Raw genomic sequence first — 24,917 nt, forward strand, 5'->3', positions numbered from 1 at the left:
GGCCGGGCTCAGGCCGCGTCGGCGCCGGCGGGGCGGCCGAAGCGCTTCGCGAAGGCCTGGCCGTGCTGGGCGACGAAGGACCGGGCGCCCTCGACGAACCGCGCACGGGTCAGGTCGGCGTCCAGTACCCGGCCCGCGTAGTCCTCGGCGGGCACGTGCTGCTCGGCGGCGACCCGCTCCAGCGCCTCGTACGCCTCGTCGCTGATCTCGATCCTGATTTCCCGCGCCATGAGGACAACGGTAGCGGCTGTCCGCCCGATGCGGCAGGGCAAGCGTCGCAGCGGTGACCATCGACGCCGAAACCGTGAGGCAGGCCGTCCACCTCACGGTCACCGAAGCGCAGGAGACGCGGGCACAAACCGGGCTCCGGTAAGGCCCACAGGGGGCGGGGGCGGCGCCGACACGGAGGGGGTGGCACGGCACGGAGGGGTCCGGGGCCCTGGTCGGCCCGACGCGTCTCACGGGGGATGATGGGAGCGGCAAGACGGAACACGAGGTCAGGAGCTTCCATGGCGAAGCGGGTTCACCAGCCCCGTGAGGACGCGGAGTTCGACTTCGTCCTCAGAATGAGCACGCTCCCGGTCCTCGCGTACTTCACCGGGACATGGCCCAAGGCCATCGAGCCCTGCCGGGCGATGGACCTCGTCGTGGGCGCCGTCGCCGACGAGTACGCGGGCCGGCTCACCGCCGTCCGGACCGACATCACACGCTGTCCGGCGGCGACCGAGCGGTACGGAATCACCGGCGCCGCGGCCTACGTCCTGCTGAAGGACGGCGAGCCGGTGGCGCAGGGCGCGGGGCCCTCGACCACCTCCGAGCTCCGAGAACTCCTCGACAGCCACATCTGACACCCGGCACCCAGACCTCCCGTGTGAGCACCCCACGGTCCCCGTCGCCCCACAGCGGGCCGCATAGACTGCGTCGGCGGGTCCGTGTCGCCACCGAGGAGCATCCGTACCCGTACCGCACGCAGCCCAGGAGCCCACCCATGCACCACTTCGATGTCGCGACCCTGACGCCGGGCCGGTGGCGCAACGGCGGCGGCGCGACCAGGGAGATCGCCTCCCAGCCCGTAGGCGCCGAGGATTTCGGCTGGCGGGCGAGTGTCGCCGACATCGACCGGCCCGGGCCGTTCTCGGCGTTCGGCGGGGTCGACCGGACGCTCACCCTGCTGGTGGGCGATGGCGTCCTGCTGACCAGTCCCGGGGTGTTCGAGCGGCTGCCGGCACGCGCCGGCGAGCCGGTCGCGTTCGCCGGCGACCTCGCGGTCTCCGCCGAACTCCCCAGTGGCGGCTGCCGGGTGCTGAACATCATGGTGCGGCGCGGGCAGTGGACCGGCCGGGTGGAGCGGGTCGCCGACCGGGTCGTGCCGCCTTCGGGACACGCCGGGGTGTTCTACGTCCTGCGCGGCCGTTGGCGGACGGACAAGGACGGGGATGTCCTGGCGTCCGACCAGGGCGCGTGGTGGGAGATCGACGACAGCGCACCGGGGGAAGGGGTCACACCGCTCTCGCCCGATGCCGTGGCCCTGTGGGCGGATCTCACCCCGATCGGGTGACAGCCGGACGGCCCGCCCGTCGGCCGACGCCGTCGACGGCCCACCGGATGTCGGCGTCGGCAGCCTGCCAGGCCCACCGGGCAGCCGTGAACGCGCCGCGCTCCACGGGATCGGCATTCTGGGTAACGTGGCCGTCCGCCGCGTGGAGCGACCACGCGCCCGGCCGGCCCCTGCCCGGGCGTCCGGCGAGAACAGTGAGGCCCCGATGAGTGAACCGACGAAGCCCGAGATCGACCTTCCCGAGGGTGACCCTCCCGCCGAGCTGACCCTCCGGGACCTCGTCATCGGGGACGGGGCCGAGGCGAAGCCCGGCAGGGTCGTCCAGGTTCACTACGTCGGAGTCACCTTCGCGTCCGGAAAGGAGTTCGACTCCTCCTGGGACCGCGGCCAACCGTTCAAGTTCGCCGTGGGTGGCGGCAGGGTCATCAAGGGCTGGGACCGAGGGATCAGGGGAATGAAGGCGGGCGGGCGGCGCGAGATCATCATTCCCCCGCGCCTCGGCTACGGCAAGGAGTCGCCCTCGCCACTCATCCCGGCCGGCTCCACTCTCGTCTTCGTCGTCGACCTGCTCACCGTCACAGCCTGAGACGACCCACTACCCCTCGCCCCTCCCCCACACCCGTACCCGGCATCGTCGGATTCCTGCCGCTGTTCGCGCGGGATCCAGCGCTCCCGGCTGCCGTCCTGGCCTCGGTCGCGAGACTCCGGTCGGGAAGCCGCCTCGGCGGTGCGGCGACCCGGGAGGCCGCGAACTCCCCTTGCCACCTGGCCGGTTACCATGCTCGCGGGTTCGCGTGCTCCGTACAGTTCGCGGCGCCGCACGGCGGCTGTATCCCCTTTGCTTCCTGGGCGTGGCCGCCGTCCATGCGCCCGTTCCGGGGTCCGGCACCGAGCAGGGCACCGGTGGACAGCCTTACGACTCCTCGGGCACGGCGGCGGCGGACGGGACCGGCCTCCTTCTGCGGTACACCACCACCCCGCACACCGCGAGGAGGAGTGCTGCCACGACGGACACCCCGAGGGCCGTTCGCTCGGCGAAGAGCCTGCCCAGCACTTCGAGCACCCCGAGCCCGGCAGTCGCGTAGACCAGCGCCCACGCCGCTCCGCCCACGAACAGGGCGGGGAGGTAGCGGGGCAACGGCATCCGCATGCTGCCGGCGAGGAAGTTCGCGGCGGTCTGGAAACCCACGGTGAGGAAGGAGACGGCGACCACCGGTGCGCCCCACCGCTGGATCGCCCGCTCCGCGCGAGCGAACTTCGCCGAAGAGATCCGCTCGGCGAACCTGCTGCGCCGGGCACCGGCGCCGGCGAGCCACCCGACGGCGAACGTCCCCCCGGCACGCAGCAGGACGATGACGTAGAGGGCTCCGGCCGTGAGCGCGATCTTATGCACGACGCCTCTTTCCGGGCAGCGAGCCGGAACCCGCGGCCCACGTCACTCGCACGGGGCGTGCCGCCTCGCCTGGCGCACGACGCACACAAGCCCGGTCACCGCTTCTCACCTGCGCCCCGCCTCTGTCCGATCCGTCCACCGGGTCCCACCTGCGGCACCGGAACCCGAGCCCGCACACCCGGTCCATACGCCAGGCAAGGTCACCCTAACCTAATGCCTGTACGGCGGATACGGTGCACCGGGCCACCCGACGAGCGACGGGTGGGGTAGCGGTCACCGAGTGTGCCGTCGACTCACCCACGGCGCGGGCAGGTGGGCACCGGCCGGCGCCGGGCCCCCTCCTGCGCATCCCGTCGCGGCCCGCCTCAGGCCCGGCCCTCCTAGCCCTCGCTCAGTCGGTCGTGAAAGCGGTCTGCGAGGTCCGTCAGCTCCTCCGCGTTCCGCGCCGTCAGCTGGAGGTCGACGAGGACCTCGTCCGCCCCGGCCGCATGAGCGGCGAGCAGGTAGTCCGCCACTTGCGCCACCGTTCCCCGGTGCGGAACGGCGTCGCCGGGGGCCGCATCGGAGGTCACCGTGCGGTTCACCCGGACGACGGTACGCAGGGTCTCGGAGTCACGTCCGTTCGCCTCCGCGATCTGCCTGATCCGGCCGATGACGTGGGCCAGGGTGACGACCGGGTCCAGGAAGGTGCGGTGTTCCTTCGGCACGGAACCGCCACCGGGATACCGGTCACGGGGCTCGGCCGGGACGACGGTCCGCTCTCCGACACCATGCCGAACGCCGATCGACATCCGATCAACGGCGCGTGAATGGGCCGCACAGCGCGGTGCGAAGGAGGTTCGGGTGGTCGGGTGCGAGGGAGGTTCGACCGCCGCTCGGCACCCTCGCCGCACCGGCATGGCGCGGGCCGGTGAGGGCGGCCACGCCGCTGGACATCGAGCACGTCGGGGGCTCGTGTCCCGCGCGACCGGCGCCCGCGCGGGCACGCCGGCGTGGCTCGTGTGTCGCATGTTTGCCCGACAGGCGCCGTGGAAGAGTTGAATCCGACGACCGGCCGGCCGCGTCGCGGTGCCGGTCGGCCGGACCTCGACGCCGCGCCTCGAACGGGAGTCACCCTTGCGCCTCTACGCCCAGACACCCGCACGCCGGAACCTCCAGGTGCTCGTGGACCTGATCGCCGTGGCGCTGATCGCCGTCGCGGTGTGGGCGGCCCTCGCCGTCCGCGAGACGATCATGCTGCTGGCCGAACCGGGGCGCAGGGTGGAGAGTTCCGGCGACCGGCTCGCCGAGGAACTCGGCAACGCGGGAGACGCGGCGTCGGGTGTGCCGCTCATCGGCGGCGTCCTGAAGAAGCCGCTCGAGGCCGCGGCGGACGCCGGCTCCGGATTCGCCGACGCGGGAGTGTCGCTCCAGGAGACCGTCGCCCAGGTCGCCGACGTGGTCACGGCGGCCCTCATCGTCGTTCCGGTGCTGTTCGTCCTGCTGCTGTGGCTCCCGCCACGCCTCGTCTGGATCCGGCGCAGCAGCACTCTGCGGCGCCTCGCCGAGGCTCCCGGAGGTGACGACCTGCTCGCCCTGCGCGCGCTCACGGGTCCTCCCGGACCGCTCGCCCAACTGCCGGTCCCGCCGGGTGGATGGGCCGACGCCTGGCGTCAGGGGGACCGCCGGGCCGTCGCCGACCTCAGTGCCGTCGCCCTCGCGCGGCAGGGGCTCCGGCCGTGAGCCGTGCCCCCGGGGGCTCTCAGTCGGGCGGTGGGAGGAGGGGGCCCAGCGGGCCGAGGTCGAGGTTGAGGTCCTGGAGTGTGTAGCCGTGCTCGGCGCAGAGGTCACTCAGCGCTTCGTGCAGCGCCATCAGGGTGGCGCCCAGTTCTTCCTCCTGTTCGTCGCTGAGGTCACCGGTGTCGACGCGCCGCAGCGCCTGTCTCTCGATGAGCTGGCGAAGGAGTTCCACGACGGTGAGCACGAGTTTGAGGAGGTCCTCCTCGACCGACTCGTGGTCGGTGCGGATCCTGCGCGCGGGGCGGCTGGGTGTGTCGGCGGGCGTCGGTGGTGCCTGCACGAGGCGGAACGCGTCTCCCAGGGCGGCGCCGATGCCTTCCAGGTGCGCAGGCGCGTCCGGAGCTCCGTCCCGCTCTCCGGGCGCCGGACCGGTCCCGGTCACGACTGCCTCGGGACGGACGGCCCGAGCGGATCGGCCTCGGAGCCGACGGACACGATCAGGGCGCGGAGCGAGATGCGGACGAGGTCGATGTCGGCGATCGAGAGCACGATGTCTCCGGAGAGGACCACACCACCGCTCAGCAGTCTGTCGAGCAGGTCGATGAGGGCGACTTGTCGGCCGGGGAGCGGCTCGTCGGGGTGGGCGACGCTCATGGCGCCGGTCCGTTCGGTGCGACACCCGTCCGGGGAGCCTCGGACGGCGACGGCGGCGGCATCGCGAAGGAGTACGGGGCCCACGGGCCGGTCACTTCGACGCGTACGCCGTCGAGGTCCGCCGCCACGGCGTCGAGCGCGGCGCGGAAGCTCTCGGTCATATCGTCCGGGACGAGGTAGGCGTCGTTGAGGACGTTCTCCTCCGGTCCCGCCAGTTCGCCGCGCTGGGCGGGATGGCGTACCCGGTGCGTGCGGAACCGGGAGGCGACTGCGTCGATGCGCTGGGCGGCCTCCTGGGCATGGCGGTAGTGGTCCTCCCGGGTGCTGTGCTGGGCCCGGCGGCGCTGGAGGTAGGCCTTGCCCGGACTGAGCGTGCCGGTGCTCCCAGGGCCGTCGGCCGCGCTGTGCTCCGGGATCCCGGCCTCGCCGATGTACAGCTTGACGCCCCACTCGCTCCGGTCGCGGAGCAGGCCGATCCGTTCCGCGAAGACGTGCCGCTGAGCGGTCAGTGCCTCGTGGGCGCGTTCGTCGTCCTGGTAGAGGGTCGCGAGCCGCAGGGGGAGGACGGTGTCCTGACGGGCGATCGCCTGCACCACCTCGTGGTGGGCGCGGGCGATGTCCTCCAGCCATTCCAGATCCTCGAACCGGGTCTTCAGCGTCCGCTCGTCGAACTCGTCCGACGACACCCGGCTGATGACGAACGCGACGGGGGGCGTGGCGTCTTCACCCTCGGGGGGCGCGTCTTCACCGAGGAGGGTCACCGCGGCGCCCGACACCCCGCGGAGGTCCTCGACGGCCGTCCGTGCCCGCCCCGTGTCCGGGACCACGGCGTAGACGTAGGTGAGGTGCGCGGGGTCGCTCATGTGCTGCGCCTTCGTCGGGTGCGCGGGGTCGCTCATGTGCTGCGCCTTCGTCGTGCCGTCCCTCGTCGCGGTCTCGGCCCGTCGTCCACGTCCGCGTCCGGTTCCGGTTCCGGCTCGTCCGCCGCGAGTTCGTCCGCCTCCGGTTCACCTGCCCCCGCGGCGTGCGGGAGGGGCTCGGGGTGCCGGCGTTCGTCGCCGGTCATCGCCTCGCGCTTCAGCGCCTCCACCTCGGCGCGGAGCCGGCGGTTCTCCTCCGCCAACGGCCCCCCGCTGTGCTTCGAGGAGAGTGAGGGATCGTGCTCCCACCAGTCGATGCCCATCTCCTTCGCCTTGTCCACGGAGGCGACCAGGATCCGCAGTTTGATCGTCAACAACTCGATGTCGAGCAGGTTGATGCGGATGTCTCCCGCGATGACGATGCCCTTGTCCAGAACACGTTCGAGGATGTCCGCGAGGTTCGCGGAGGAACTCGGCCCGTACGGCACCGGGGATGCCCTGGAGGGTACGGACCCGAAGCGGTCGGGCAGGGGGTCAGACACGGCGACGTTCCTCGTTCCCGGTCATGGTGTGTGCGTGCGGTGGGCGGAGATCTCGTCGAGGCGGTCGAGGAGTTCGTCCTCGCGTTCGTCGAAGGTCTCCTGGGAGATCTCCCCGCGTACCAGCCGGTCCTCCAGTTCCGAGAGTTCCCGCCAGACGGGCGCCGGGTCGTAGTACTCCTCCTCGGCCTTGTCCAGCACTCTCTGGGCGACCCAGGTCACTCCGCGCACCGGCGCGAGGGGAAGGGTGAGCAGGGATGTCAGCAGTCCCATCGGTTCTCGCCTCCCCCCGTCACTCCACGAAGCTGTACGGCGGCAGCGGGCCGCTGAGCCGGATCTCCACACCGTCCCCGAGCCGGCCGGCGAGGCCGGCCGCCGCGGTCCGGAACGCCTCTTGCCCGTCGTCCGGAACCAGGAGGGAGAAGTTGAGGAAGTCCTCTCCGGACGCCTGCCGGACGGTGTGCTCCCGGGCGAACGGTACGAGCGCGTCGACGATTCCTGACGCCAGGGCGTCCTGTCGTTCCCGCACCTGCGCGGCGATCAATTGTCCGAGGGCCAGCGGAAGCTGTGGGTCCCGGTCACCGCCACGGATGCGCTCGTTGAGCTCGCGGACTTCGGGTGTCTCGTCCAGGATCCGCCGCAGGAGCTCCTCCTCGGCCTGGGACGCTCTCACGTGGTACTCGGCGCACCCGGCGACCCGCTCCAGATTGGCGAGATAGCCGTCGGCGTTCGCCAGGAGCACCTGTTCGACGGTCGACTCGTCCGCGGCCGTGTAACCGAACTGAAGAGGCAGGACGGAGCCGCCGCCCATGAGGTGTTCCTGCACCTCCTGGTGGATCGACAGGTCACGCCGCTTGGGCCGGATCTCCTCCGAGATGTCGCTGACCACGGCACGCAGCGGCCCGGAGGCGATGCCGCGTACGGAGGCCGGCTCGGAGCCGACGCCGGACAGGCCGTCGAGGTCGAGGGGGTGGTTCTCCGCGGTGATCGCATAGACGTACAGGGCCATCGGTCACTCCTTCTCCCGTCGTGCCGGGCGTCGGGCGGCCGGCCGTCGACGTCGGGGCGCGGGTTCCTCCTCTTCCTCCTCCTCGTCCGGTTCCTCGTCGTCACGGGACTTCCCGGTGAGGGAGTCCGTCACGGCCTCGACCGCACCGGTGAGCGCGCCCTTGGACTTGCCGTGGGCCCCGCCCTCCATCATGCCGCCGACGACTTCGGGCAGCTGCGCCGGAGCCTTGCGGCCGGCTTCGAGGTCGAGCCTGTTGCAGGCCTCGGCGAAACGGAGGTAGGTGTCCACGCTGGCCACCACGATCCGGGCGTCGATCTTGAGGATCTCGATCCCGACCAGTGACACACGCACGAAGACGTCGATCACCAGACCGCGATCCAGGATGAGCTCCAGGACGTCGTAGAGGCTGCCTGTGGAGCCGCCACCGGCCCTGCCGGGGACGCTGCCGCCCTGCGGCACCATGGTCATGGTGCCTCCTTCCGCGGCCGAACCGGTCTCAGAACGGCCGATCGATCATTCCTCGGTTGTAGCGGCGGGTTCGTTCAAAGGAGATCAGCGTGCCTTCCTCGTCCAGGGAGACCTTGTAGCTGGCCAACACGCTCGTCGTGTCGGGGATTCGCTCCAGTTCCACCACTTCCACCTGTGCCTCCCACCCCGAATCGGTGGGCTTGAGCGAGGAGACGGACTCGGGAAGTCTGCCGAGCAGCTTCGCGAGTTGTTCGATGGCCGCGGCCATGGCCGAGCCCGCGTCCACGGTCTTCGGTCTGCCGGGCGCCGATGTACGCCGAGTGGTCGGGCGTCGCTCATCCGCGGGGCGTGAAGCTCCCCGCCGAGGACGATCCGGATCCACTGGGCCCATGACACTTCCACGAGACATAAAGCTGCTTAACGCTAGAATTTCATCTTATAGGGATATACGCCATGCCCGGAGGGCAGGCTGGTTCCCCACCGCCCCAGCGGGGCGTCCCCGCGCGCGGCTCTAGCAGACGCGTGACGTCGACACAGGACGTTCCGCGCGAGCAGCGGAACGGTCGCGCCTCCGGTGAAGGGACAGGGGTCATGGAGGACACGACCAAGATCGCCCTGGCTACCGCGGTGGCAGGCGGCTACGTACTGGGACGGACGAAGAAGGCTCGCCTCGCCTTCACCGTGGCGACGTACCTCGCCGGCCGGCGCTTCGGGCTCGAGCCGGGACAGCTCATGACGCAGGGACTCGCCAAGCTCAAGGAAGTCCCCCAAGTCGCCGAGATGGGCCAGCAGTTGCGGGGTGAGGCACTGGATGCCGGCCGTCAGGCCCTCACCGCGGCGGCCAACCGGAAGCTCGCCGACTTCGCCGACTCCCTCCACGAGCGGACGCTCTCCCTCGGCAGCGGCGGCGGCAAGGAGGACGAGGAGGAGGGTGAGGACGAGGACGAGCGGTACGACGCGGACGACGCGTGGGAGTCCGAGGAGGAACCCGAGGACGAGTACGACGAGGACGAGGGCGGGGAGGACGAGGAGTGGGAGGAGGAGCCCGAGGACGAGGCCGAGGAACCCGAGGAGGAGGAACCCGAGGAACCCGAGGAAGAAGAACCCGAGGAACCCGAGGAAGAGGAGCCCGAGGCCGAGCCTGAGCCGCCGCGGCGGCGCCGGTCCTCCAGCACCTCGTCCCCTTCCCGTTCGTCAGGCGGCACAACGTCCCGTTCACGATCGGGAACCGCCGGATCTCGCACACCCAAGTCGTCCTCGGGAGGCGGCAAGTCGCCTTCTGCCAGGTCAAGCCCTGCCAGGAAGACTCCCTCGTCGACGGCGTCGAAGGACACGCCCGGTAAGCGGGAGACGTCGAGCCGGAGCACGGCGCGGAAGGCCACCCCGGCGAAGAAGAGCGCTCCCGCGAAGAAGGCGGCCCCCGCCAAGAAGACCGCGGCCGCGAAGAAGACCTCCTCCGGACCCGCCAAGAAGACAGCCGCAGCACGCAAGCCGGCTGCCAAGAAGACGGCAGCGGGCAAGCCGGCCGCCAAGAAGACGACGGCACGCAAGCCCGCGGCCAAGAAGACAGCGGCGCGCAAGTCGGCCGCCAAGAAGACGACGGCGCGCAAGCCCGCGTCGCGGAGGTAGGTCATGGCAACCGAAGACCGCGACCGCGCCAGCTCCAAGACGTCCGAATCGGGGCTGGACCGGCTCTTCAGCGAGCTGGGCGGCTTCCTCAGCGCGCAGACCGGCCAACTGGCCGAGAAAGCCACGGACAAACTGGGGGACGTCACCGACCAGCTCTACGACGTGGCGGACAACGGCGGCAAGCTCACCGACATAGGCGGGCGACTGCTGAAGGGCGACTCCCCCATCAAGGCCGTCGTGGGCCAGTCACTGGGAGGACTGAAGGACAAGGTCACCGAGACGGCGTCGAACCTCTTCGGCTCGGGAAAGGGAAAGCGCAAGAGCGGCACCCAGAAGATCACCAGCATCGTCGAGACCATCGATGTGGGTGCACCGGTCCGCCGGGTCTACAACCACTGGACCCAGTACGAGGATTTCAGCGGATTCACCAAGGGCGTCCGTAACGTCTCGCAGGGAGACGAGACGAGCAGCGACTGGAAGGTGAAGGTGGGCCCTTCGACCCGGAGCTGGAAGGCCACGGTGCAGGAGCAGGTCCCCGACGACCACATCATCTGGACCTCGGACGGCGCCAAGGGTTCCACGCGAGGTTGCGTCAGCTTCCACGAACTCGGCCCTTCGCTCACCAGGATCCTGGTCACCGTCGAGTACTACCCCTCCGGCCTCTTCGAGAAGACGGGCAACGTCTGGCGTGCCCAGGGGCGCCGACTCCGGCTGGACGTCAAGCATTTCCGGCGCCACGTCACCCTCACCGACGACGAGCCCGAGGGCTGGCGCGGTGAGATCCGCGACGGCGAGGTGGTCCGCTCGCACGAGGAGGCGCTCGAGGAGGAGGAGAACGAAGGCTACGAGGGCGAGGAGGAGGACGAGGACCGTCCCGACGAGGAGGACCGTCCCGAGGAGGAGGACGGGAGCGACGAGGAGGACGAAGGCGCCGAGGAGGAGTACGAGCCCGAGGAGGAGGACGACGAGGAGTACGGCGAGGACGAGCCGGCCGAGGAGTACGAAGCGGACGACGAGGACGGGTACGCCGACGAGGCGGAGGACGAGCCGGAGGAGGACGAGCCGGACGAGGACGAGACCGAGACCACGGGCCAGCGCCGCCGCGGACGACGCTGAGCCGCTCGCGGCACATGGAAGAAGCGGCCCGCGGAGGCCGCTTCTTCCATGAGTGGTGGAGCGGTCCGGCATGTCGGCGCCGTATCCGCCCCGACGGGCGGATCAGCGCTTGAAGGCGTCCTTGACCTTTTCCCCCGCCTGCTTCGCGTCGCCCTCGGCCTGCTCGGCACGGCCCTTCATCTCCAGGCTCTCATTGCCGACGGCCTTGCCCGTGGTCTCCTTCACCTTGCCCTTGGCGGTCTTCGCCACGTTCTTGGCTTTCTTGCCTCCGGCCATCTCTGTCACCTTCCCGCGCTCCCCGCGTCTCGGGAGCGAAACGCATGGTGGCAGCTTCCCTGCGCGGCGGAATCCATGCATGTCCGGCCCGGTCCGGTCACCTCCTGAAGAAGTCCTTCGCCTTCTCCTTCTCCTCCCGGGCCTTTCCGCGCAGCCGCAGAGCAGCGCCTTTACCCTCCGTGGTCCTCTTTCCCCACACGTGAGCCGCCTTCTGAACGGCTTTCCCCACGATCTGCTCGGCCTTGGCTTTGACCTTCTCCTTGGCGCTCATGACGGTTCCTCCTCGCAACGTGCACGTCTACCGCCTACCCGTGACGCGGGGGAGGAACCGAGGGCGAGAGAGGCCGTCGTCGGCCGCGGACGTCGGTCGCGCCCGTACGGGTCACGGGCCGCGGTTCCGCGCCGCCGGTCCATGGCTACCGGTCGCCCCAGGGTCCGTGCCAGTCCAGGCACAGGACGGTGGCGTCGTCCTTCGGAGGCCGCCCGCCGTAGGCGTCGGAGACCGCCGCGACGAGGGTGCGTACGACCTCACGTGGATGCTCGCTCGCGGACCCGCGCAGGAGGCCGGGGAGGTCGACCGTCCGTGCGTCGCGTTCCTGCATGCCGTCGGTGTGGAGCAGCAGGCGGTCACCGGGGCGCAGGTCCACGTCCTGCACCTGGTAGGGGCCCTGCCCGGCGATGCCGAACGGCAGGTCGACCCGGAGCTGCAGCTCCTCGACGACACCGTCACGCAGTCGCAGCGGCCAGGGGTGCCCGGCGTTGACGAGCTGGGCGCTGGAGCCATCCAGGGCGATGCGCAGCAGTTGTCCGGTGGCGAGCGAGCGGCTGCCGTGGGCGAGGAGGGCGTGGTGGGTCTGCCTGGCCTGCTCCGCGAGGTCCTCCCCGGCGCGGCGGGCGCCACGGCAGGCGTTGACGAGGAGGGTGGCCATGAGAGAGGCGCTCACGTCGTGGCCCATGGCGTCGGTGACGGACAGGTGGAGGGTGCGGTCGTCGACGCTGTAGTCGTAGGTGTCGCCTGCGATGTCGGAGGCGGGGACCAGCGCGCCGGCGAGGGTGAACTGGAGTGCTTCGCAACAGGATGCCGAGGGAAGGAGCTGGCGCTGGATCTCGGCGGAGAGGCTGACGGTCGCCGTGCGGTTGCCCCAGTGGTAGAGGTCGGTGAACCTGCGGTCGGTGACGATGACGTAGGCCAGCGCACGCGCGGCCGCCTCGACCTGCTCCAGTACGTCCAGGGGGGCGTGGTCGAGTGACAGTTCGAGGACCCCGACGATGTCACCGCGGTTCGTCACGGGGGCGAGTACCCGTTGCCCCTGCTCGCCCGCCGGGGCCAGCACCAGTCGCTGCCCCCGCAGGACCTCCTCGTAGACGCCGGTGCCGGAGAGCGGGACCTGCCCCGCTCGGTCCTCGTGGTGGTTTGCCGCGGTGTCGTGGACGCGCAGCAGACGTCGGCCGACGAGGTCGACGCACAGGAAGGACACGTACCGGGCACCGAACCGGTCTCGCAGATCGCGCGTCACGACGTCGAGCGAGTCCGCGGGCGCGGCGCTCTCCGCCACTGCCAGGACCTCGGCCAGTCCGATCCGCTCGCCCGCCACGTCAGCCTCCCGTTATCGCGGCCGCCCCGGGCCACGGCACCGTCACCGCGTGGCAGGAGGCCCGCTCGCCTCGGACGCTACACACTCCTGGCCCGCTCCCGCGTTCACACGCCGGGGGTCGGCGGGGCGGCGCCGACGGAGTCGGTCGAACGGCGGCCCTGCCGCCGAGCGGGACCCTCCCCGCCCGGGGCGGTCCCGCTTCGGTGCCTCGCGGGCGGTCTCGTCCGCGCGGCGGACGGTCGCGGTCCGGTGGGAGCTCTCGTCCGGCGCCCCGGCTCCACCAGGCCGGTGCCCAACCGCGACACGTCGGCGGCGGGGCGGTGCTTCGGGACACGCTGCCCGGGTAGGCGGATCAAGGGGGGCGACGCGGGGGCCGACATGAAGGGAACACGGCATGACGTCCTTCGGCTACTTCCTGTCCTGCGAGGAGTTCACCCCGGATCAGCTGCTGCGGCAGGCCCGCCTGGCGGCGGACGCGGGTTTCACCCGTCTGGCCATCTCCGACCACTACCATCCGTGGACCAGCACTCAGGGCAGCAGCCCCTTCGTCTGGTCGATGATCGGCGCCCTGTCGCAGACCGTGGAACTGCCCGTCACCACCCTCGTGACCTGTCCCACCGTGCGCCTGCACCCGGCGGTGACCGCGCAGGCGGCCGCGACCTCCAGCGTGCTGCTGGGCGGTCGGCTCACTGTGGGCGTGGGCACGGGTGAGGCCCTCAACGAGCATGTGCTCGGCGACCGGTGGCCCGCGTTCGACGAGCGGGCGGCCATGCTGGAAGAGGCCGTGGAGGTGATGCGGGAGCTGTTCACCGGCCGCGACGTCAGTCATCGGGGGCGGCACTACACGGTCGACAACGCCCGTCTCTACACCGTTCCCGAGGCGCCGCCGGCGATTGTCGTCTCGGGCTTCGGCCCCAAGGCCGCCGCGCTCGCGGGGCGCATCGGGGACGGCTTCGTCACCATGGGCCCGGACGAGGAGGCCCTCGCGAGGTTCCGTGAGGCGGGCGGGGGCGGCAAGCCCGTCATCGGCGGCCTGAAGGTCTGCTGGGACCAGGACCGGGACGTGGCCGTCGACACCGCACACCGGATGTGGCCGACCGAGCAGCTGCCCGGCGAACTGAACCAGATCCTCCCCACTCCCGCGCACTTCGAGCAGGCGGCCGAGCTCGTCACACGACAGCAGGTGGCCGACTCCGTACCGTGCGGCCCGGACGTCGAGGAGCACGTGGCTGCCGTCCGCGCGTACGTGGACGCCGGATTCGACGAGGTGTACGTCGGTCAGATCGGACAGAGGCAGGAGGAGTTCTTCACCGCCTACCGCGAGAAGGTGCTGCCGGCACTGGGCGGCTGAGCGGTGCTCCGCATCCGCCACGGGGGCCGCGCGAAACGGAGAAGGCAGCGCCTCGCCCGACCTCGGTGACACCACAGCGAAAGGAAAGACCATGGCCCGCGACGAGTCCCAGCCCACCACAGAGGGCGACCGGCCCGAACCGAACGAGGCGCGCGGGGACGACGTGTACCAGCCCGAGCGCTCCGACCCGCACGATCCCTCCGACGACCTCGACCCCGACAACGCGCTCCAGACGGATCCCGTCGACGACATGGCGACACCCGGCTACTCCCCGCCCGAGCGTCCGCGGGGCGTCACCCGGCACGGCACCACTCAGCAGGAACAGCGGGAGGGTGAGTCGCTCGACGAGCGTCTGGCGCAGGAGATCCCGGACGCCCTGGAAGAGCCGCAGGAGGACGACGGTATCGGAGACCTTCCGGGAGGCACCGGAGAACCGGTCGACGAACAGGCGGGTGCCACCCGGGCGGGGCGGCTCGCGCCGGTCGACACGCCAGGCGGTCGCGATGACCACGCCGTCGCACGGGACGTGGGTCTGGACGACGGAACCGCCCCCGCCGAGGAGGCCGCGATGCATGTCGACACGGCGGTCGACGAGAGCGGCGAGCGGCCGGCGCCGTCCGAGGACCAGCCGGGGTGACGTGCTCGATCCGTCTCGCGACCATGTCACACGGCGCGCTCCCGGCAGCCGGTGCGGGGGCCCCGCGACGGCGCGCACGGGGCGGGGGGCGGCTGTGCGGCCGGAATCCGGCGAGTGCGTCCGGCGACAGGACCGCCGCCCCCGCGGGGCCGCCGCACCCCCTACGGGACCCGCGGGTCGGCGGAGGGCGACCTGGTCGATGTCGCCATGCGGTGGAGGGTGCTGCGCGGACGGTCGCGTCCCGGCTCCGTCCCGGCCTGAGGCGGAGGAGACCCGAGCACATGCCGCGAATCTGCTGATATCAGAGCAGAAGATGCGATAGCCGGCGACGGTTCGGGTAGCCGGATCACATGGACAACAGGACCAAGCCCGATGCGCCCTCCCCCGACCCGGCCACTCTGATCGATCCCGTCTCGCTCCACCCCCGCCCCCCGTTCCCCGAGCAGGAACAGGACCACCCCGGGTCGACCGAGGCGATGAGGCCCCGCCCCGACCACGGTGAGAACACCTATCGAGGCCACGACCTGCTGCGGGGCCGCAAGGCACTCGTCACCGGAGGGGACTCCGGAATCGGTCGCGCCGTCTGCGTCGCCTTCGCGCGGGAGGGCGCCGACGTCGTGTTCACCCACCTGCCCGAGGAAGCGGCCGAGGCCGAGGAGACCACCCGCCTGATCCGCCAGGCCGACCGCACGGCGGTACCGGTCCCCTGCGACCTCAGGTACGAGGACCAGTGCACCGCCCTCGTCGACCGAACGGTCGGCGAGCTGGGCGGCATCGACCTGCTCGTCAACAACGCCGCCTACCAGATGGCCCAGCCCGACGGCATCGAGGCGATCACCACCGAGCAGTTCGACCGGGTGATGAAGACCAACCTGTACGGGATGTTCTGGCTCACGCGCGCGGCCCTGCCCCACATGCCGCGCGGCGGATCCGTGATCAACACCGCTTCGGTGCAGGGATACCAGCCCAGCCCGCACCTCCTCGACTACGCCATGACCAAGTCCGCGATCATCTCCTTCACCCACAGCCTTGCCCAGATGCTCGCCGAGCGAGGCATCCGGGCCAACGCCGTCGCCCCCGGACCCGTCTGGACCCCGCTGATCCCCGCGACGATGCCCGACCCGACGACGTTCGGCGAGCAGTCGCCCCTGGGGCGGCCCGCACAACCCGCGGAGATGGCACCCGCCTACGTCTTCCTCGCCTCCTCCCACGCCTCGTACATCACGGGCGAGATCGTCAACGCCACCGGCGGAACCCCCCTGCCATGACCCCCGCCGAAGCCCTGCGCCAGATCGCCTTCCTGCTCGAATGGCGCGGGGCTTCCCCGTACCGGGTACGGGCCTTCCTCACGGCCGCCGACGCCGTGCGCGGTCTGGACCCGGGGCCGGTGGACGCTGCCCGGGCCCGCCGACTTCGCGGCGTCGGACCCGTCACCGCCGAGGTGATCGCCCAGGCCTCGACAGGGGCGGTCCCGAGCTACCTCGCCCACCTGCAGTCGGAGACCGACCCCGGTGCCCGCGCCGGCTGGGACCTGGCGGGCGCGAGCACCGGTGACTGCCACCTGCACTCCGACTGGTCGGACGGCGGCAGTCCTCTCGAGACCATGGCCGAAGCGGCCCGTGCTCTGGGACACCGCTGGGCGGTTCTGACGGACCACTCGCCGCGGCTGACGATCGCGCACGGGCTGAGCCCGGACCGGCTCAGAAGCCAACTGGAGGCCGTGGCCGCCGTGAATTCCGCGGCGGGCCCGGGATTTCGGCTGCTGACGGGCATCGAGTGCGACATCCTGGAGGACGGCTCGCTGGACCAGCAGGACGACCTGCTCAGCCGTCTCGACCTCGTCGTGGCCTCCGTGCACTCCAAGCTCCGCTCCGAACCCGGGCCGATGACCGATCGCCTGCTGACCGCGGTGCGCAACCCGCGCGTCGACGTCCTGGGGCACTGCACGGGCCGGATCATCACCGGACGGGGGCGTCCGCAGTCCCGCTTCGACGCCGGGGCCGTGTTCGCCGCGTGCGCGGAGGCGGGTACCGCCGTGGAGATCAACTGTCGGCCCGAGCGGCGCGACCCGCCGGACGACCTGCTCGAACAGGCCGCCGCCGCGGGCTGCAGATTCGCCGTGGACACCGACGCCCACGCCCCCGAGCAACTGCACTGGCAGATTTCGGGCTACGCCCGCGCGGCACGGACCGGCCTGGGAGCGGACAGGCTCATCACGACCTGGTCGCTCGACCGGCTCCTGACGACCAGAAGCGGCGGAGGTTGATCGTCCGTCCACTCCGCCCGTGCCCGTCGCACGCGTCCCGGGCTCAGTCGGCGGGGGACCAGAAGGCCGTCAGAGTCCCGCTGCCCGGGGACAGCCGCCCCCAACCGCCGGGCAGGTCCACGGCCACCACGCCGGAGGTCGGGAATCCCGCCCGCACGCGCTCCAGGAGGTCCTGGGGGCCGCTCCCGCACAGGGCTGCGGCAAGCTGGTGGATGCCCGGGTTGTGCCCAACGAGAACCAGGCAGCCGAGCCCCGGTCCCTTCTCCGCCATGACGGCCACCAGCGCACTCGGTGCCGCGTTGTAGAGCCGCTCGTCGTACACGACGGGCGGAGGGTCCTCCAGCGCGCGGGCCGCGAGCTGCCAGGTCTCCCTCGTCCGGCGGGACGGGGAACACAGCACCAGGTCGCACCCGAGGCCGGAGTCGGCGAGCCATCGGCCCGTCCGGGGTGCGTCGGCCTTTCCTCGCTTACCCAGAGGACGCTCGAAGTCGGCGATGGGGCGGTTCTTCGAAACGGCCTTGCCGTGCCGCACCAGCAGCAGCCGGCAGGCGGCCGCCCCACCGGAGGGCGACGCCACCGTCCGGGGCCCGGGATTGGGGGACATGACCGTCTCCTTGCCGCGTGAGCGGGTGGCCGGGATCCGTTCGGCGAACGGGCGGCTCCTCCATGGTCCCACGTCCGCAAGGACCGCTCCGGTCTCCGCCACCGACGACCCGGTGGCTTCGGCAGCCCCTTTCCCTCCGGTGCCGACGGCACCTGGCACGACGGGCTGCTCATGGACCTCCTGACCGAGGTCCTGAACAGAACGGGGACCTGAACCGAACCGAGGACCTCGCCGCGGGTCGCATACGGCGGGCGATGACGGGCAATCGCCTGGGGTGTGAGGTGAACAGTCGTGATGACGAACCTGGAAGAGCAAGCGAGGGAGACCCGCCCTGCCGGAGCAACTCCCCGGCCGCACGTGGTGGATGTGTCCGGGGACCTGGACATCCATCATGCGCGGGAGGTGCGGTCCACGCTCGTGGACGCGATCGCCGACGCGCCGCAGGGGGCCGAGGTGCTCGTCGACCTCACGTACTCGTCGTTCTGCGACTCCTTCGGTCTCGAAGCACTCCTGTTCGCGAGGCAGCGGGCCGTGGACTGCGGTCACACGCTCCGGCTCGGGGCGCCCTCCCATCAGCTGCTGCGCCTCATCGAGATCACCCACATGGTCGATCTGTTCGCAATGGGCCCCGTTCCTCCGGTCGGCCGGCCCCCCGCCTGACACCGGGATGGTTCTCCATGAGCACGTCGCTACCGCTGGTGCCCGCATCGGGCGACCGGTTGCTGATCCCGGCCGAGAAGGTCACCGGCCTTCTGCGAGGCGTCGCCGCCGGGTGGCTCGGCGCGTCGGCGACCGGTGAGGCGGACCTCGACCTCAGGACCGCGCGGACACTGGCCCGGTCTCTCAGCGACCTGGCGGACCAGATAGACGTCGAGTGCATCGCGATCATGCCGGTACGGGACGAGGGGGACGCCGCGGGGCCGGGGTGACCGGCGGAGGCGCCGGTTCTCCGCCGCCGCCCGGTCGGACCGAATGGCCCCACGGGTCACCTGTTCGCGCATCCCCGCCTGCTGTGCGGCGCACTCGATGCCAGGGTCGGGTGATTGGTTCCCGTCCGCGCGGGCAGCGGCAGGGCAGGCGGGAATCGACCGTGTACGCGTCCGCGTACGCGTCACGGGTCCGCGGCACGCGACCCGTGGAGTACGAAGGGAGCCAGTCATGCCTCGTGGATCGAGCCCGAAGCGGGAGCGACAGTACGAGCACATCAAGGAGAGCGCGGAGGACCGTGGGGCGAGTACCGAGCGTGCGAAGGAGATCGCCGCCCGCACGGTGAACAAGGAACGGGCGCGTTCCGGGGAGTCGAAGACCGCGAGCAAGTCCTCCACGCAGGACATGTCGTCGTCGAAGCGGGGCGGGCAGCGCTCGTCGAGCGGTTCGGAGGGCCCCACGTACGACCAGCTGTACGAGGAGGCGAAGCGCCGCGACATCCACGGGCGCTCCTCGATGAACAAGTCGGAGCTCAAGAAGTCGCTGGGCCGCTGACGCCCCCTCCCCCCACATGAGGCGAGGGCCCGGTGGGCGCCCGTCTGGTGGAAACCCGCAGCGCTGGTGGCACACGGCGTGGCACGAAGTTCGCGGAGGCGAGCGATGACCTTCCCCCTGCCCGACAGCGTCGACACTCTCAAGGGAATGATCGGCCGCGAGATCTCCGCCTTGCGCTCGGCGGTACGCCGCAACACCGAGCACCCGCTCAGCGGATCAGCGGGTACGGGGCTGTCCTCGCCCGTGCAGTCGCTTGCCGTGCTTCCCCCGTCCGCGCAGGCGGACGGGGCCTCCCCCTGCCTGTGCGGCGCCCATGAGCCGGACGGCAGCGGCGTGTGCTCGGTGCTCGCCGCGATCCCGGCGTCCGCCGTGCTGCTCGAAGCCGTCCAGGACGAGACGGGCACCGTTCTGGACTTCCGCATCGTGGCCGGCAACCGCGTCCGCTCGGCGGACTGGCTGGAGGCGCCCGATCACCAGGTCGGCCAGCGGTTCCTGGAGGCACGGCCGGGTGCGGCGGCCTCGGGACTGCTGACCGCGCTGGCGGACGTCGTGACCACGGGAAAGCCGCTGGACGGGCTGGTCGTGGACTACACGGAGCAGCGGCTCGGCCGGATCCACCGGGCGCCGCTGCTGTACTCCGCCGCCCGCTGCGGTGAGCAGGTGCTCGCGACGTGGCAGCCCGTGCAGACCCAGGCGGAGCTGCTGACGATCGACGCGCAGTTCCTGGCGTCGATGGGGTGGGGGCACTGGGATCTGCTCTCCGGGCAGATCACCTGGTCCGAGGGGCTCAGTCGGATCTTCCACGCCGACATCCGCATGCCGTGGACGCTGGAGCAACTGTGCGACGCGTTGCTGCCGGACGACGTGACGGCGCTCTCGGAGTTCCTGAGTTCGGTGCTGGCCGGTGAGGAGCCGGCCTGGACCCGGATCCGGTTCGTGGTGCTCGGCGAGGTGCGGACGCTCGACCTGCTGGGCCGGCCGGTCACCGGGACGGACGGCAGGGCGTGGGCGGTCAACCTGGTGGCCCGCGACCTGACTCCGCAGATCCGCAGCCGGCGGCGGCTGGCCGAGACGGAGCGTGAGTCCGACTGGCTGAGGCGGCAGACGGCGGCGGAGCGGAGGATCGCGGACGCGCTGCGCGAGGCGATCCTTCCCACGCACTCCGAGGCGCTCGCCGCGGTCGGGCTGACGGTGGCCGCCTCGTACCGGCCGGCCGAGCCCGACGCCGCGGTGGGCGGTGACTGGTACAAGTGCCGGCTGCTGCCGGACGGCCGGGTGCTCGTCGCCATCGGCGACGCGTCGGGTCACGGTCTGGACGCCGTGGCCCGGATGGCGCAGCAGCGGCACGCTCTTGCGGGGCTGGCGCAGACGGGTGCCTCCGCCGGCGAGATCACGACCTGGCTGAACGAACTGGTGTGCAGCGATCCGTCCGGACAGACGGCCACGGTCGTCGTCGGTCACCTCGACGAGGACAAGGTCCTGCACTGGGCCGACGCCGGGCATCCCGCACCGCTGTTGCTGCGCGAGGGCCGCGCCGAGCCGATGGGGGCCGAGCAGCGCGGCCCGCTCCTGGGTGCGCTGCCCGGGTACGCGTACGAGACCTCGTCGACGCGGCTGCGGGCGGGCGATCTGCTGGTGCTCTACACCGACGGCATGGTCGAGCGCCGGGGCGAGGACGTGACCGAGGGTATCGCGAGGCTGGCCCGGGCCGTGGCGGCCGCCGCCCCGCGGGATCCGCACGGGGTGATCGAGGCGCTGTTGGCCGACCCCGAGATCGCGGGCCACGAGGACGACGCCTGTGTCCTGGGGATCCGGGTGGACTGAGCCGTCAGGACGTGGGCGGATAGGGCGCGGCCTTGAGGCGCCGGGCGAGGTGGGCGGTGTTGGCGGCGAGGGTGGCGGTGGCGTCCGCGGTGGCCTTCGGCGTCTCGTCGAGGTCCTGGTAGTCCGTCTTGTGCATGGCCTCGCCGACCCAGTAGGTGACCGCGTTGGGGGCGAGGGAGAAGCCGACGTCGTTGAGCCCCTGGAAGAGGTCGGCGCTCACCTTGTGCGCCCCGTCCTCGTTGCCGACGACGCAGACCGCGGCGGCCTTGCCGTAGGTCAGCATCCGGCCCTCCTCGTCGGTCTCGGCCATTTCCGCGTTCAGACGTTCCATCACCCGTTGGGCGGTGCTGGCCGGGTGACCGAGCCAGATCGGGGTCGAGAGGACGAGGATGTCGCAGCCGAGGATCGTGTCCCGGATCTCCGGCCAGGCGTCCCCGTCGCCCATGTCGGTCGCCACGCCGGGGCGCACGTCGTGGTCGGCGACGCGGATCACCTTCCCGCTCACGCCGTGCTCGCTCAGGGCGGCCATGGTCTGCTCGGCCAGCAACTGCGAGCTGGAGGGGGCCGGAGAAGGAGAGAGCGTGCAGACGAGGGCGACGGCGCGCAGAGGGGTGTTCTCAGTGGTGTTCATGGGGCATCGCCTACCCGCCCATCGCGTTCCCATCGCGCCGATCGGTGTCATCCCGCCCGGACGGCCCGCGGAGGTCGCCGTCGGAGAATCCGTGCGTTCTCTGCGTGTGCACGACGAAAGTGGGGGCACCCGGAGTCTCGGAGGTTGATACTCATGGTTCCCCTGCTTCTCGTTCTGCTCCTGATCCTGCTTCTCTTCGGCGCGGGATTCGCACTGAAGGCCCTGTGGTGGATCGCGATCGCCGTGCTGGTCCTGTGGCTGATCGGCTTCGTCGCTCGGCCCAGGGGCGGCGGCAGCCGCTGGTACCGCTGGTAGCAGCAGGTGTCCCACCGCCGGGGTGTCATCCGACCGGCGGCGCCAGGGGCTCGCCGTCAAGGAGGCGGCCCCGCCTCGGCACCTGGTACGCAGCGAGCGGTTCGCGTGTTCCGGCCCGTGGCCGCCCCTGGTGGGGGCCGCGGGCCTTCGCGCGTACCCGCCCTTCGGCCCGGTCCCCGCGCTCGAACAGGTGAGGTGCCGGGCCATTCGGCGGTGCGGTCCTTGTCCTCGCGCCCCGGAAGGGCGTACCTGAGACGCGGCATCCAGGTCCCACGGATGTGATCGTCCGCGTCACCTCGACCGGCCGCTGACCCCCGGCCGTTGACACCTCGTCAGGCCGGACGGGAGTCCGCCGGTTCTCGTCCGGCCACGCTCGGGGGGGGCGGGCGGCGCGATCGTCTCCGTGACTGAAAGGGCGCAGAACTTGTCCGCCACCGGCACCGTCCTCGCGGCCAGCGACGTCTCCAGGACTCTCTACGCGGTCCTGGGCCTCGGGGCACTCGCCGCGGCCGTTCTGCCCCGCCTCGTACGCCGCAAGCCCCTGTCGATGCCCATGGTGTTCCTGGCGGCCGGTGCGCTGTGCGGGCTGCTGCCGCTGCCCCTGCCGGACGTGGACCCGGTGGCGAACGGGGTCTGGGTCGAGCACGTCACCGAGATCTGCGTGATCGTCTCCCTCATGGGCGCCGGCCTCGCCCTGAACCGTCCCTTCGGGTGGCGGGCGTGGGCCGGGCCGTGGCGGCTGATCGGCGTCACCCTGCCCCTCACGGTCGCCACGACGGCCGTCCTCGCCTGGCTGCTCCTGGACTGGCCCTGGGCCTGCGCGCTGCTGATCGGCGCCCTGCTGGCCCCCACCGACCCCGTCCTGGCGGCGGAGGTGCGCGTGGGGGAACCGACGGACGACGAGGACGACGAGGACGAGGTCCGCTTCACACTCACCGCCGAGGCGGGCCTCAACGACGGACTCGCCTTCCCCTTCGTCCTCGCCGCACTCGCACTCGCCGCCGCCGGCGGGTCATGGGCGGCGGTGGACTGGGCGCGATGGTTCGGCGTCGACCTTCTCGCGAAGGCGGCGATCGGCGTCGCGGTCGGTCTCGTCCTCGGCCGGCTGCTGGGACGGATGTTCTTCCGGGCCGGCGCGTCGTCGCTCAGGCTGTCCGAGCACATGGAGGGGTTCGTCGCCCTCGCGGCGACCTTCCTCTCCTACGGCCTGGCCGAACTCGCCCGCGGCTACGGCTTCGTCGCCGTCTTCGTCACCGCCTGCGCCGTACGGGCAGCGGAACGCGGCCACGGCTACCACAAGGTCCTGCACGGCTTCACCGAGCAGATCGAACGGCTCCTGACCGCCGGGCTGCTCTTCCTGCTCGGCCACTACCTGATCACCGACGGGCTGGCGGCACTGACCTGGCAGATGGTCCTGCTCGCCCTCGCACTCATCGTGGTCGTCCGCCCCGTCACCGGGTGGATCGCGCAGCACGGATTCGTCACCGGCCCCCGGGAACGGGTGGTCACCGCGGTCTTCGGGCTACGTGGCATCGGGTCCCTCTTCTACCTCTCCTACGCGCTCGGTCATCACGGATTCGACGGGCAGGCCCGAGACCTGTGGGCGCTCACGGCAGCCACGGTGGCCCTGTCCGTACTCCTGCACGGCGTCAGCGCGACACCGGCGATCCGTCACCTGGACCGGCTGCGCGAGGTCCGCCCGCTCGACACGCCGCCCTGACGCTCCGCGCCCGCGACGCGGCGGGGATGAGAAGCGCTCCGCCATGAACCCCCCTCACTCACGGAGGCACCGCCGTCATGACCGGCCGCCCGCAGTTCCTCGGCATCTACCTCAACGACCATCTGACCGGCTCCGCCGCCGGTGTGGAACTCTTTCGCCGCGCGGCCCGGGTCCACCGAGGGACGGCCCTCGGCCCGCCCGTGGCATCGCTCGCCCGGGAGGTCGAGCAGGACCACGAGAGCCTGCGACGCATCATGGCCGACCTCGGCATCCCCGCGATGCGCCACCGCATGCTGCTGGGCCGGCTCGCGGAGAGGGCCGGCCGGCTCAAGCTCAACGGCCGTCTCCTCGCGCGCTCACCGCTGAGTGACGTTCTCGAACTGGAGGCCATGCGCCTGGGCGTCGAGGGCAAGGCCTGCGCCTGGCGCTCGCTCGAAGCCCTGTCCGGCAGCGACGCGCGGATCGACGTCGCGCGCCTTCACGAGCTGCTGCGACGTGCGGAGCAGCAGATCCACGTCCTCGAGACACTGCGCGGGGAACGGGCCGCGCAGGTCCTCACACCCTGACCAAGCGACCGCCGGCGGCGACCACCGCCGGGTGGCCGGAGAGGCCGGGCGCGAACCGCGCCCGGCTGCCGGGGCGTCGACCGTGCCGCTGCGGGGGTCAGTGCCGGGTCCGGTCCCCGCCCGGGTCGAGGGCGTCGACGATCGCCGAAGTGAAGGCGTCGAGGTCCCCGGGATTGCGTGAGGTGATGAGGGGATGGCCTCCTGCGGTGTCCACGACGACCTCCCGGTCGAGCCAGGTGGCGCCCGCGTTCTCGAGGTCGGGGCGCAGTGAGGGGTACGAGGTGAGTTCACGGCCGTCGGCCAGCCCGCTGTCCACGAGGAGCCAGGGTCCATGGCAGATGACTGCCACCGGTTTGCCGGCCTGGGCGAAGGCCGACACCAGACGGCGCGCGTCCGCGTCGGTCCGCAGCCGGTCGGCGTTGACCGTGCCGCCGGGCACGACCACAGCGGCGAACCCGTCCGCCGTCGCCTTCGCCAGGGTCGTGTCGGCCGGGACGACGGTGCCCGGCCGGCGGTCCGAGACGACGGTGTGGACCTCCTCGTCCTTCTGCGCGGCAACGGTGACGCGAGCGCCGGCCTTCCGCAGGTCCGCGGCGGGCTTCGTCAGCTCGTCCTGCTCCGTGCCGTAGTTCGTCGTGAGGATCAGTACGTTCTTGCCTTCGAGTGACACGGTCTCTCCTTGTCAGGTTTCCGGTCTTCTTCGGT

34 protein-coding genes are annotated in these 24,917 nt (G+C 71.5%); 17 read left to right on the top strand and 17 right to left on the bottom strand.

The genetic code is table 11. From position 1 onward, the window contains the following. Positions 1-8: 8 nt before the first annotated feature. A complete protein-coding gene (locus ACIP84_RS01410) occupies positions 9-230 on the bottom strand; it encodes a hypothetical protein (RefSeq protein WP_355965274.1) in 222 nt (73 codons plus the stop codon). A 279-nt stretch (positions 231-509) separates the two neighbouring features. Between ACIP84_RS01410 and ACIP84_RS01415 the strand changes: the two genes are divergently transcribed. The 3 genes from ACIP84_RS01415 (at position 510) to ACIP84_RS01425 (ending at position 2,144) form a co-directional block, all read left to right on the top strand. Continuing rightward, positions 510-848 (top strand): thioredoxin family protein, encoded by a 339-nt coding sequence (locus tag ACIP84_RS01415; RefSeq protein WP_355965272.1) that lies wholly within the window; start codon positions 510-512, stop codon positions 846-848. 140 nt (positions 849-988) lie between these two features. After that, positions 989-1,558 (top strand): HutD family protein, encoded by a 570-nt coding sequence (locus ACIP84_RS01420; protein ID WP_401793143.1) that lies wholly within the window; start codon positions 989-991, stop codon positions 1,556-1,558. A 205-nt stretch (positions 1,559-1,763) separates the two neighbouring features. Beyond that, a complete protein-coding gene (locus ACIP84_RS01425) occupies positions 1,764-2,144 on the top strand; it encodes an FKBP-type peptidyl-prolyl cis-trans isomerase (protein WP_355965269.1) in 381 nt (126 codons plus the stop codon). Positions 2,145-2,471: 327 nt separating this feature from the next. On the opposite strand, the gene ACIP84_RS01430 is transcribed toward ACIP84_RS01425, so the two are convergent. Both ACIP84_RS01430 and ACIP84_RS01435 read right to left on the bottom strand, forming a co-directional pair. After that, complete coding sequence (locus ACIP84_RS01430) at positions 2,472-2,951, bottom strand: DedA family protein (RefSeq protein WP_401793147.1); 480 nt, start codon at positions 2,949-2,951, stop codon at positions 2,472-2,474. Positions 2,952-3,331: 380 nt separating this feature from the next. Then, positions 3,332-3,658, bottom strand: a complete 327-nt coding sequence (locus ACIP84_RS01435) for a hypothetical protein (RefSeq protein ID WP_401793150.1) — start codon at positions 3,656-3,658, stop codon at positions 3,332-3,334. 409 nt (positions 3,659-4,067) lie between these two features. Here ACIP84_RS01435 and ACIP84_RS01440 point away from each other — a divergent pair, with 409 nt between their 5' ends. Next, positions 4,068-4,673: a hypothetical protein gene (locus ACIP84_RS01440; protein ID WP_401793153.1), complete on the top strand. Its 606-nt coding sequence runs from the start codon at positions 4,068-4,070 to the stop codon at positions 4,671-4,673. 19 nt (positions 4,674-4,692) lie between these two features. Here the strand turns inward: ACIP84_RS01440 and ACIP84_RS01445 are convergent, their stop codons facing one another. The 8 genes from ACIP84_RS01445 to ACIP84_RS01480 are packed head-to-tail and all read right to left on the bottom strand — an operon-like array spanning position 4,693 to position 8,591. Continuing rightward, positions 4,693-5,112 (bottom strand): gas vesicle protein K, encoded by a 420-nt coding sequence (locus ACIP84_RS01445; protein ID WP_401793155.1) that lies wholly within the window; start codon positions 5,110-5,112, stop codon positions 4,693-4,695. Then, the gene (locus tag ACIP84_RS01450) at positions 5,109-5,324 is read right to left on the bottom strand and encodes a gas vesicle protein (RefSeq protein WP_355965261.1); all 216 of its coding nucleotides are present in this window, start codon (positions 5,322-5,324) and stop codon (positions 5,109-5,111) included. The genes ACIP84_RS01445 and ACIP84_RS01450 overlap by 4 nt, the downstream gene beginning before the upstream one ends. Then, positions 5,321-6,223, bottom strand: coding sequence for a GvpL/GvpF family gas vesicle protein (locus ACIP84_RS01455; RefSeq protein WP_401793158.1), 903 nt, complete (start codon positions 6,221-6,223; stop codon positions 5,321-5,323). Before ACIP84_RS01455 ends, ACIP84_RS01450 begins: the two co-directional genes overlap by 4 nt. After that, complete coding sequence (locus tag ACIP84_RS01460; protein ID WP_401793161.1) at positions 6,220-6,726, bottom strand: gas vesicle protein; 507 nt, start codon at positions 6,724-6,726, stop codon at positions 6,220-6,222. Before ACIP84_RS01460 ends, ACIP84_RS01455 begins: the two co-directional genes overlap by 4 nt. 21 nt (positions 6,727-6,747) lie before the next feature. After that, a complete protein-coding gene (locus ACIP84_RS01465; RefSeq protein ID WP_355965256.1) occupies positions 6,748-6,996 on the bottom strand; it encodes a gas vesicle protein GvpG in 249 nt (82 codons plus the stop codon). 19 nt (positions 6,997-7,015) lie between these two features. Then, positions 7,016-7,732: a GvpL/GvpF family gas vesicle protein gene (locus ACIP84_RS01470; protein ID WP_355965254.1), complete on the bottom strand. Its 717-nt coding sequence runs from the start codon at positions 7,730-7,732 to the stop codon at positions 7,016-7,018. A gap of 3 nt (positions 7,733-7,735) precedes the next feature. Beyond that, complete coding sequence (locus ACIP84_RS01475) at positions 7,736-8,200, bottom strand: gas vesicle structural protein GvpA (protein ID WP_355965252.1); 465 nt, start codon at positions 8,198-8,200, stop codon at positions 7,736-7,738. 28 nt (positions 8,201-8,228) lie between these two features. Next, positions 8,229-8,591 (bottom strand): gas vesicle protein, encoded by a 363-nt coding sequence (locus ACIP84_RS01480; protein ID WP_355965250.1) that lies wholly within the window; start codon positions 8,589-8,591, stop codon positions 8,229-8,231. 200 nt (positions 8,592-8,791) lie between these two features. Between ACIP84_RS01480 and ACIP84_RS01485 the strand changes: the two genes are divergently transcribed. Continuing rightward, a complete protein-coding gene (locus ACIP84_RS01485) occupies positions 8,792-9,829 on the top strand; it encodes a histone H1-like repetitive region-containing protein (RefSeq protein WP_401793166.1) in 1,038 nt (345 codons plus the stop codon). A gap of 3 nt (positions 9,830-9,832) precedes the next feature. Further along, positions 9,833-10,945 carry an SRPBCC family protein gene (locus tag ACIP84_RS01490; protein WP_401793169.1) on the top strand — a complete coding sequence of 371 codons (1,113 nt, stop codon included), beginning with the start codon at positions 9,833-9,835 and terminating at the stop codon, positions 10,943-10,945. Between the two features lie 102 nt (positions 10,946-11,047). Here the strand turns inward: ACIP84_RS01490 and ACIP84_RS01495 are convergent, their stop codons facing one another. The 3 genes from ACIP84_RS01495 to ACIP84_RS01505 all read right to left on the bottom strand — a co-directional run bounded on the left by ACIP84_RS01495 (position 11,048) and on the right by ACIP84_RS01505 (position 12,816). Further along, positions 11,048-11,221, bottom strand: coding sequence for a CsbD family protein (locus ACIP84_RS01495; protein WP_355965245.1), 174 nt, complete (start codon positions 11,219-11,221; stop codon positions 11,048-11,050). A gap of 97 nt (positions 11,222-11,318) precedes the next feature. Further along, on the bottom strand, positions 11,319-11,492 hold the full coding sequence (locus ACIP84_RS01500) for a hypothetical protein (protein ID WP_355965243.1): 174 nt from the start codon (positions 11,490-11,492) through the stop codon (positions 11,319-11,321). Between the two features lie 145 nt (positions 11,493-11,637). Then, positions 11,638-12,816: a PP2C family protein-serine/threonine phosphatase gene (locus tag ACIP84_RS01505; protein ID WP_401793173.1), complete on the bottom strand. Its 1,179-nt coding sequence runs from the start codon at positions 12,814-12,816 to the stop codon at positions 11,638-11,640. Between the two features lie 394 nt (positions 12,817-13,210). Here ACIP84_RS01505 and ACIP84_RS01510 point away from each other — a divergent pair, with 394 nt between their 5' ends. From ACIP84_RS01510 to ACIP84_RS01525, 4 genes are all read left to right on the top strand, one after another. Beyond that, the gene (locus ACIP84_RS01510) at positions 13,211-14,167 is read left to right on the top strand and encodes a TIGR03557 family F420-dependent LLM class oxidoreductase (protein WP_401793176.1); all 957 of its coding nucleotides are present in this window, start codon (positions 13,211-13,213) and stop codon (positions 14,165-14,167) included. Positions 14,168-14,258: 91 nt separating this feature from the next. Then, positions 14,259-14,804 (top strand): DUF5709 domain-containing protein, encoded by a 546-nt coding sequence (locus ACIP84_RS01515; protein WP_401793179.1) that lies wholly within the window; start codon positions 14,259-14,261, stop codon positions 14,802-14,804. Positions 14,805-15,154: 350 nt separating this feature from the next. Further along, positions 15,155-16,072, top strand: a complete 918-nt coding sequence (locus ACIP84_RS01520) for an SDR family oxidoreductase (protein WP_401793182.1) — start codon at positions 15,155-15,157, stop codon at positions 16,070-16,072. Beyond that, the gene (locus ACIP84_RS01525) at positions 16,069-17,070 is read left to right on the top strand and encodes a PHP domain-containing protein (RefSeq protein WP_401793184.1); all 1,002 of its coding nucleotides are present in this window, start codon (positions 16,069-16,071) and stop codon (positions 17,068-17,070) included. Before ACIP84_RS01520 ends, ACIP84_RS01525 begins: the two co-directional genes overlap by 4 nt. Before the next feature lie 43 nt (positions 17,071-17,113). Here the strand turns inward: ACIP84_RS01525 and ACIP84_RS01530 are convergent, their stop codons facing one another. Then, positions 17,114-17,674, bottom strand: coding sequence for a SixA phosphatase family protein (locus ACIP84_RS01530; protein WP_401793187.1), 561 nt, complete (start codon positions 17,672-17,674; stop codon positions 17,114-17,116). A gap of 294 nt (positions 17,675-17,968) precedes the next feature. Between ACIP84_RS01530 and ACIP84_RS01535 the strand changes: the two genes are divergently transcribed. From ACIP84_RS01535 to ACIP84_RS01550, 4 genes are all read left to right on the top strand, one after another. Beyond that, entirely contained in the window at positions 17,969-18,334 is a 366-nt protein-coding gene (locus ACIP84_RS01535) for an STAS domain-containing protein (RefSeq protein ID WP_401793190.1), read from the top strand. A gap of 17 nt (positions 18,335-18,351) precedes the next feature. Further along, on the top strand, positions 18,352-18,603 hold the full coding sequence (locus ACIP84_RS01540) for a DUF6213 family protein (protein WP_355965231.1): 252 nt from the start codon (positions 18,352-18,354) through the stop codon (positions 18,601-18,603). Between the two features lie 229 nt (positions 18,604-18,832). Continuing rightward, positions 18,833-19,156 (top strand): plasmid stabilization protein, encoded by a 324-nt coding sequence (locus ACIP84_RS01545; protein WP_401793193.1) that lies wholly within the window; start codon positions 18,833-18,835, stop codon positions 19,154-19,156. Between the two features lie 105 nt (positions 19,157-19,261). After that, entirely contained in the window at positions 19,262-20,980 is a 1,719-nt protein-coding gene (locus tag ACIP84_RS01550; protein ID WP_355965228.1) for a SpoIIE family protein phosphatase, read from the top strand. 4 nt (positions 20,981-20,984) lie between these two features. Here the strand turns inward: ACIP84_RS01550 and ACIP84_RS01555 are convergent, their stop codons facing one another. Continuing rightward, entirely contained in the window at positions 20,985-21,611 is a 627-nt protein-coding gene (locus ACIP84_RS01555; RefSeq protein WP_355965227.1) for an NAD(P)H-dependent oxidoreductase, read from the bottom strand. Positions 21,612-21,764: 153 nt separating this feature from the next. Between ACIP84_RS01555 and ACIP84_RS01560 the strand changes: the two genes are divergently transcribed. The 3 genes from ACIP84_RS01560 (at position 21,765) to ACIP84_RS01570 (ending at position 24,212) form a co-directional block, all read left to right on the top strand. Further along, positions 21,765-21,926, top strand: a complete 162-nt coding sequence (locus ACIP84_RS01560) for a hydrophobic protein (RefSeq protein WP_355965226.1) — start codon at positions 21,765-21,767, stop codon at positions 21,924-21,926. Positions 21,927-22,350: 424 nt separating this feature from the next. Further along, positions 22,351-23,646 carry a cation:proton antiporter gene (locus tag ACIP84_RS01565; RefSeq protein WP_401793197.1) on the top strand — a complete coding sequence of 432 codons (1,296 nt, stop codon included), beginning with the start codon at positions 22,351-22,353 and terminating at the stop codon, positions 23,644-23,646. A gap of 77 nt (positions 23,647-23,723) precedes the next feature. Continuing rightward, positions 23,724-24,212 carry a hypothetical protein gene (locus ACIP84_RS01570; protein WP_401793200.1) on the top strand — a complete coding sequence of 163 codons (489 nt, stop codon included), beginning with the start codon at positions 23,724-23,726 and terminating at the stop codon, positions 24,210-24,212. Between the two features lie 97 nt (positions 24,213-24,309). Here the strand turns inward: ACIP84_RS01570 and ACIP84_RS01575 are convergent, their stop codons facing one another. After that, positions 24,310-24,882 carry a type 1 glutamine amidotransferase domain-containing protein gene (locus ACIP84_RS01575; RefSeq protein WP_401793203.1) on the bottom strand — a complete coding sequence of 191 codons (573 nt, stop codon included), beginning with the start codon at positions 24,880-24,882 and terminating at the stop codon, positions 24,310-24,312. Positions 24,883-24,917: the final 35 nt, after the last annotated feature.

Source organism: Streptomyces sp. NPDC088707, from assembly GCF_044752725.1.
Classification (GTDB): domain Bacteria; phylum Actinomycetota; class Actinomycetes; order Streptomycetales; family Streptomycetaceae; genus Streptomyces.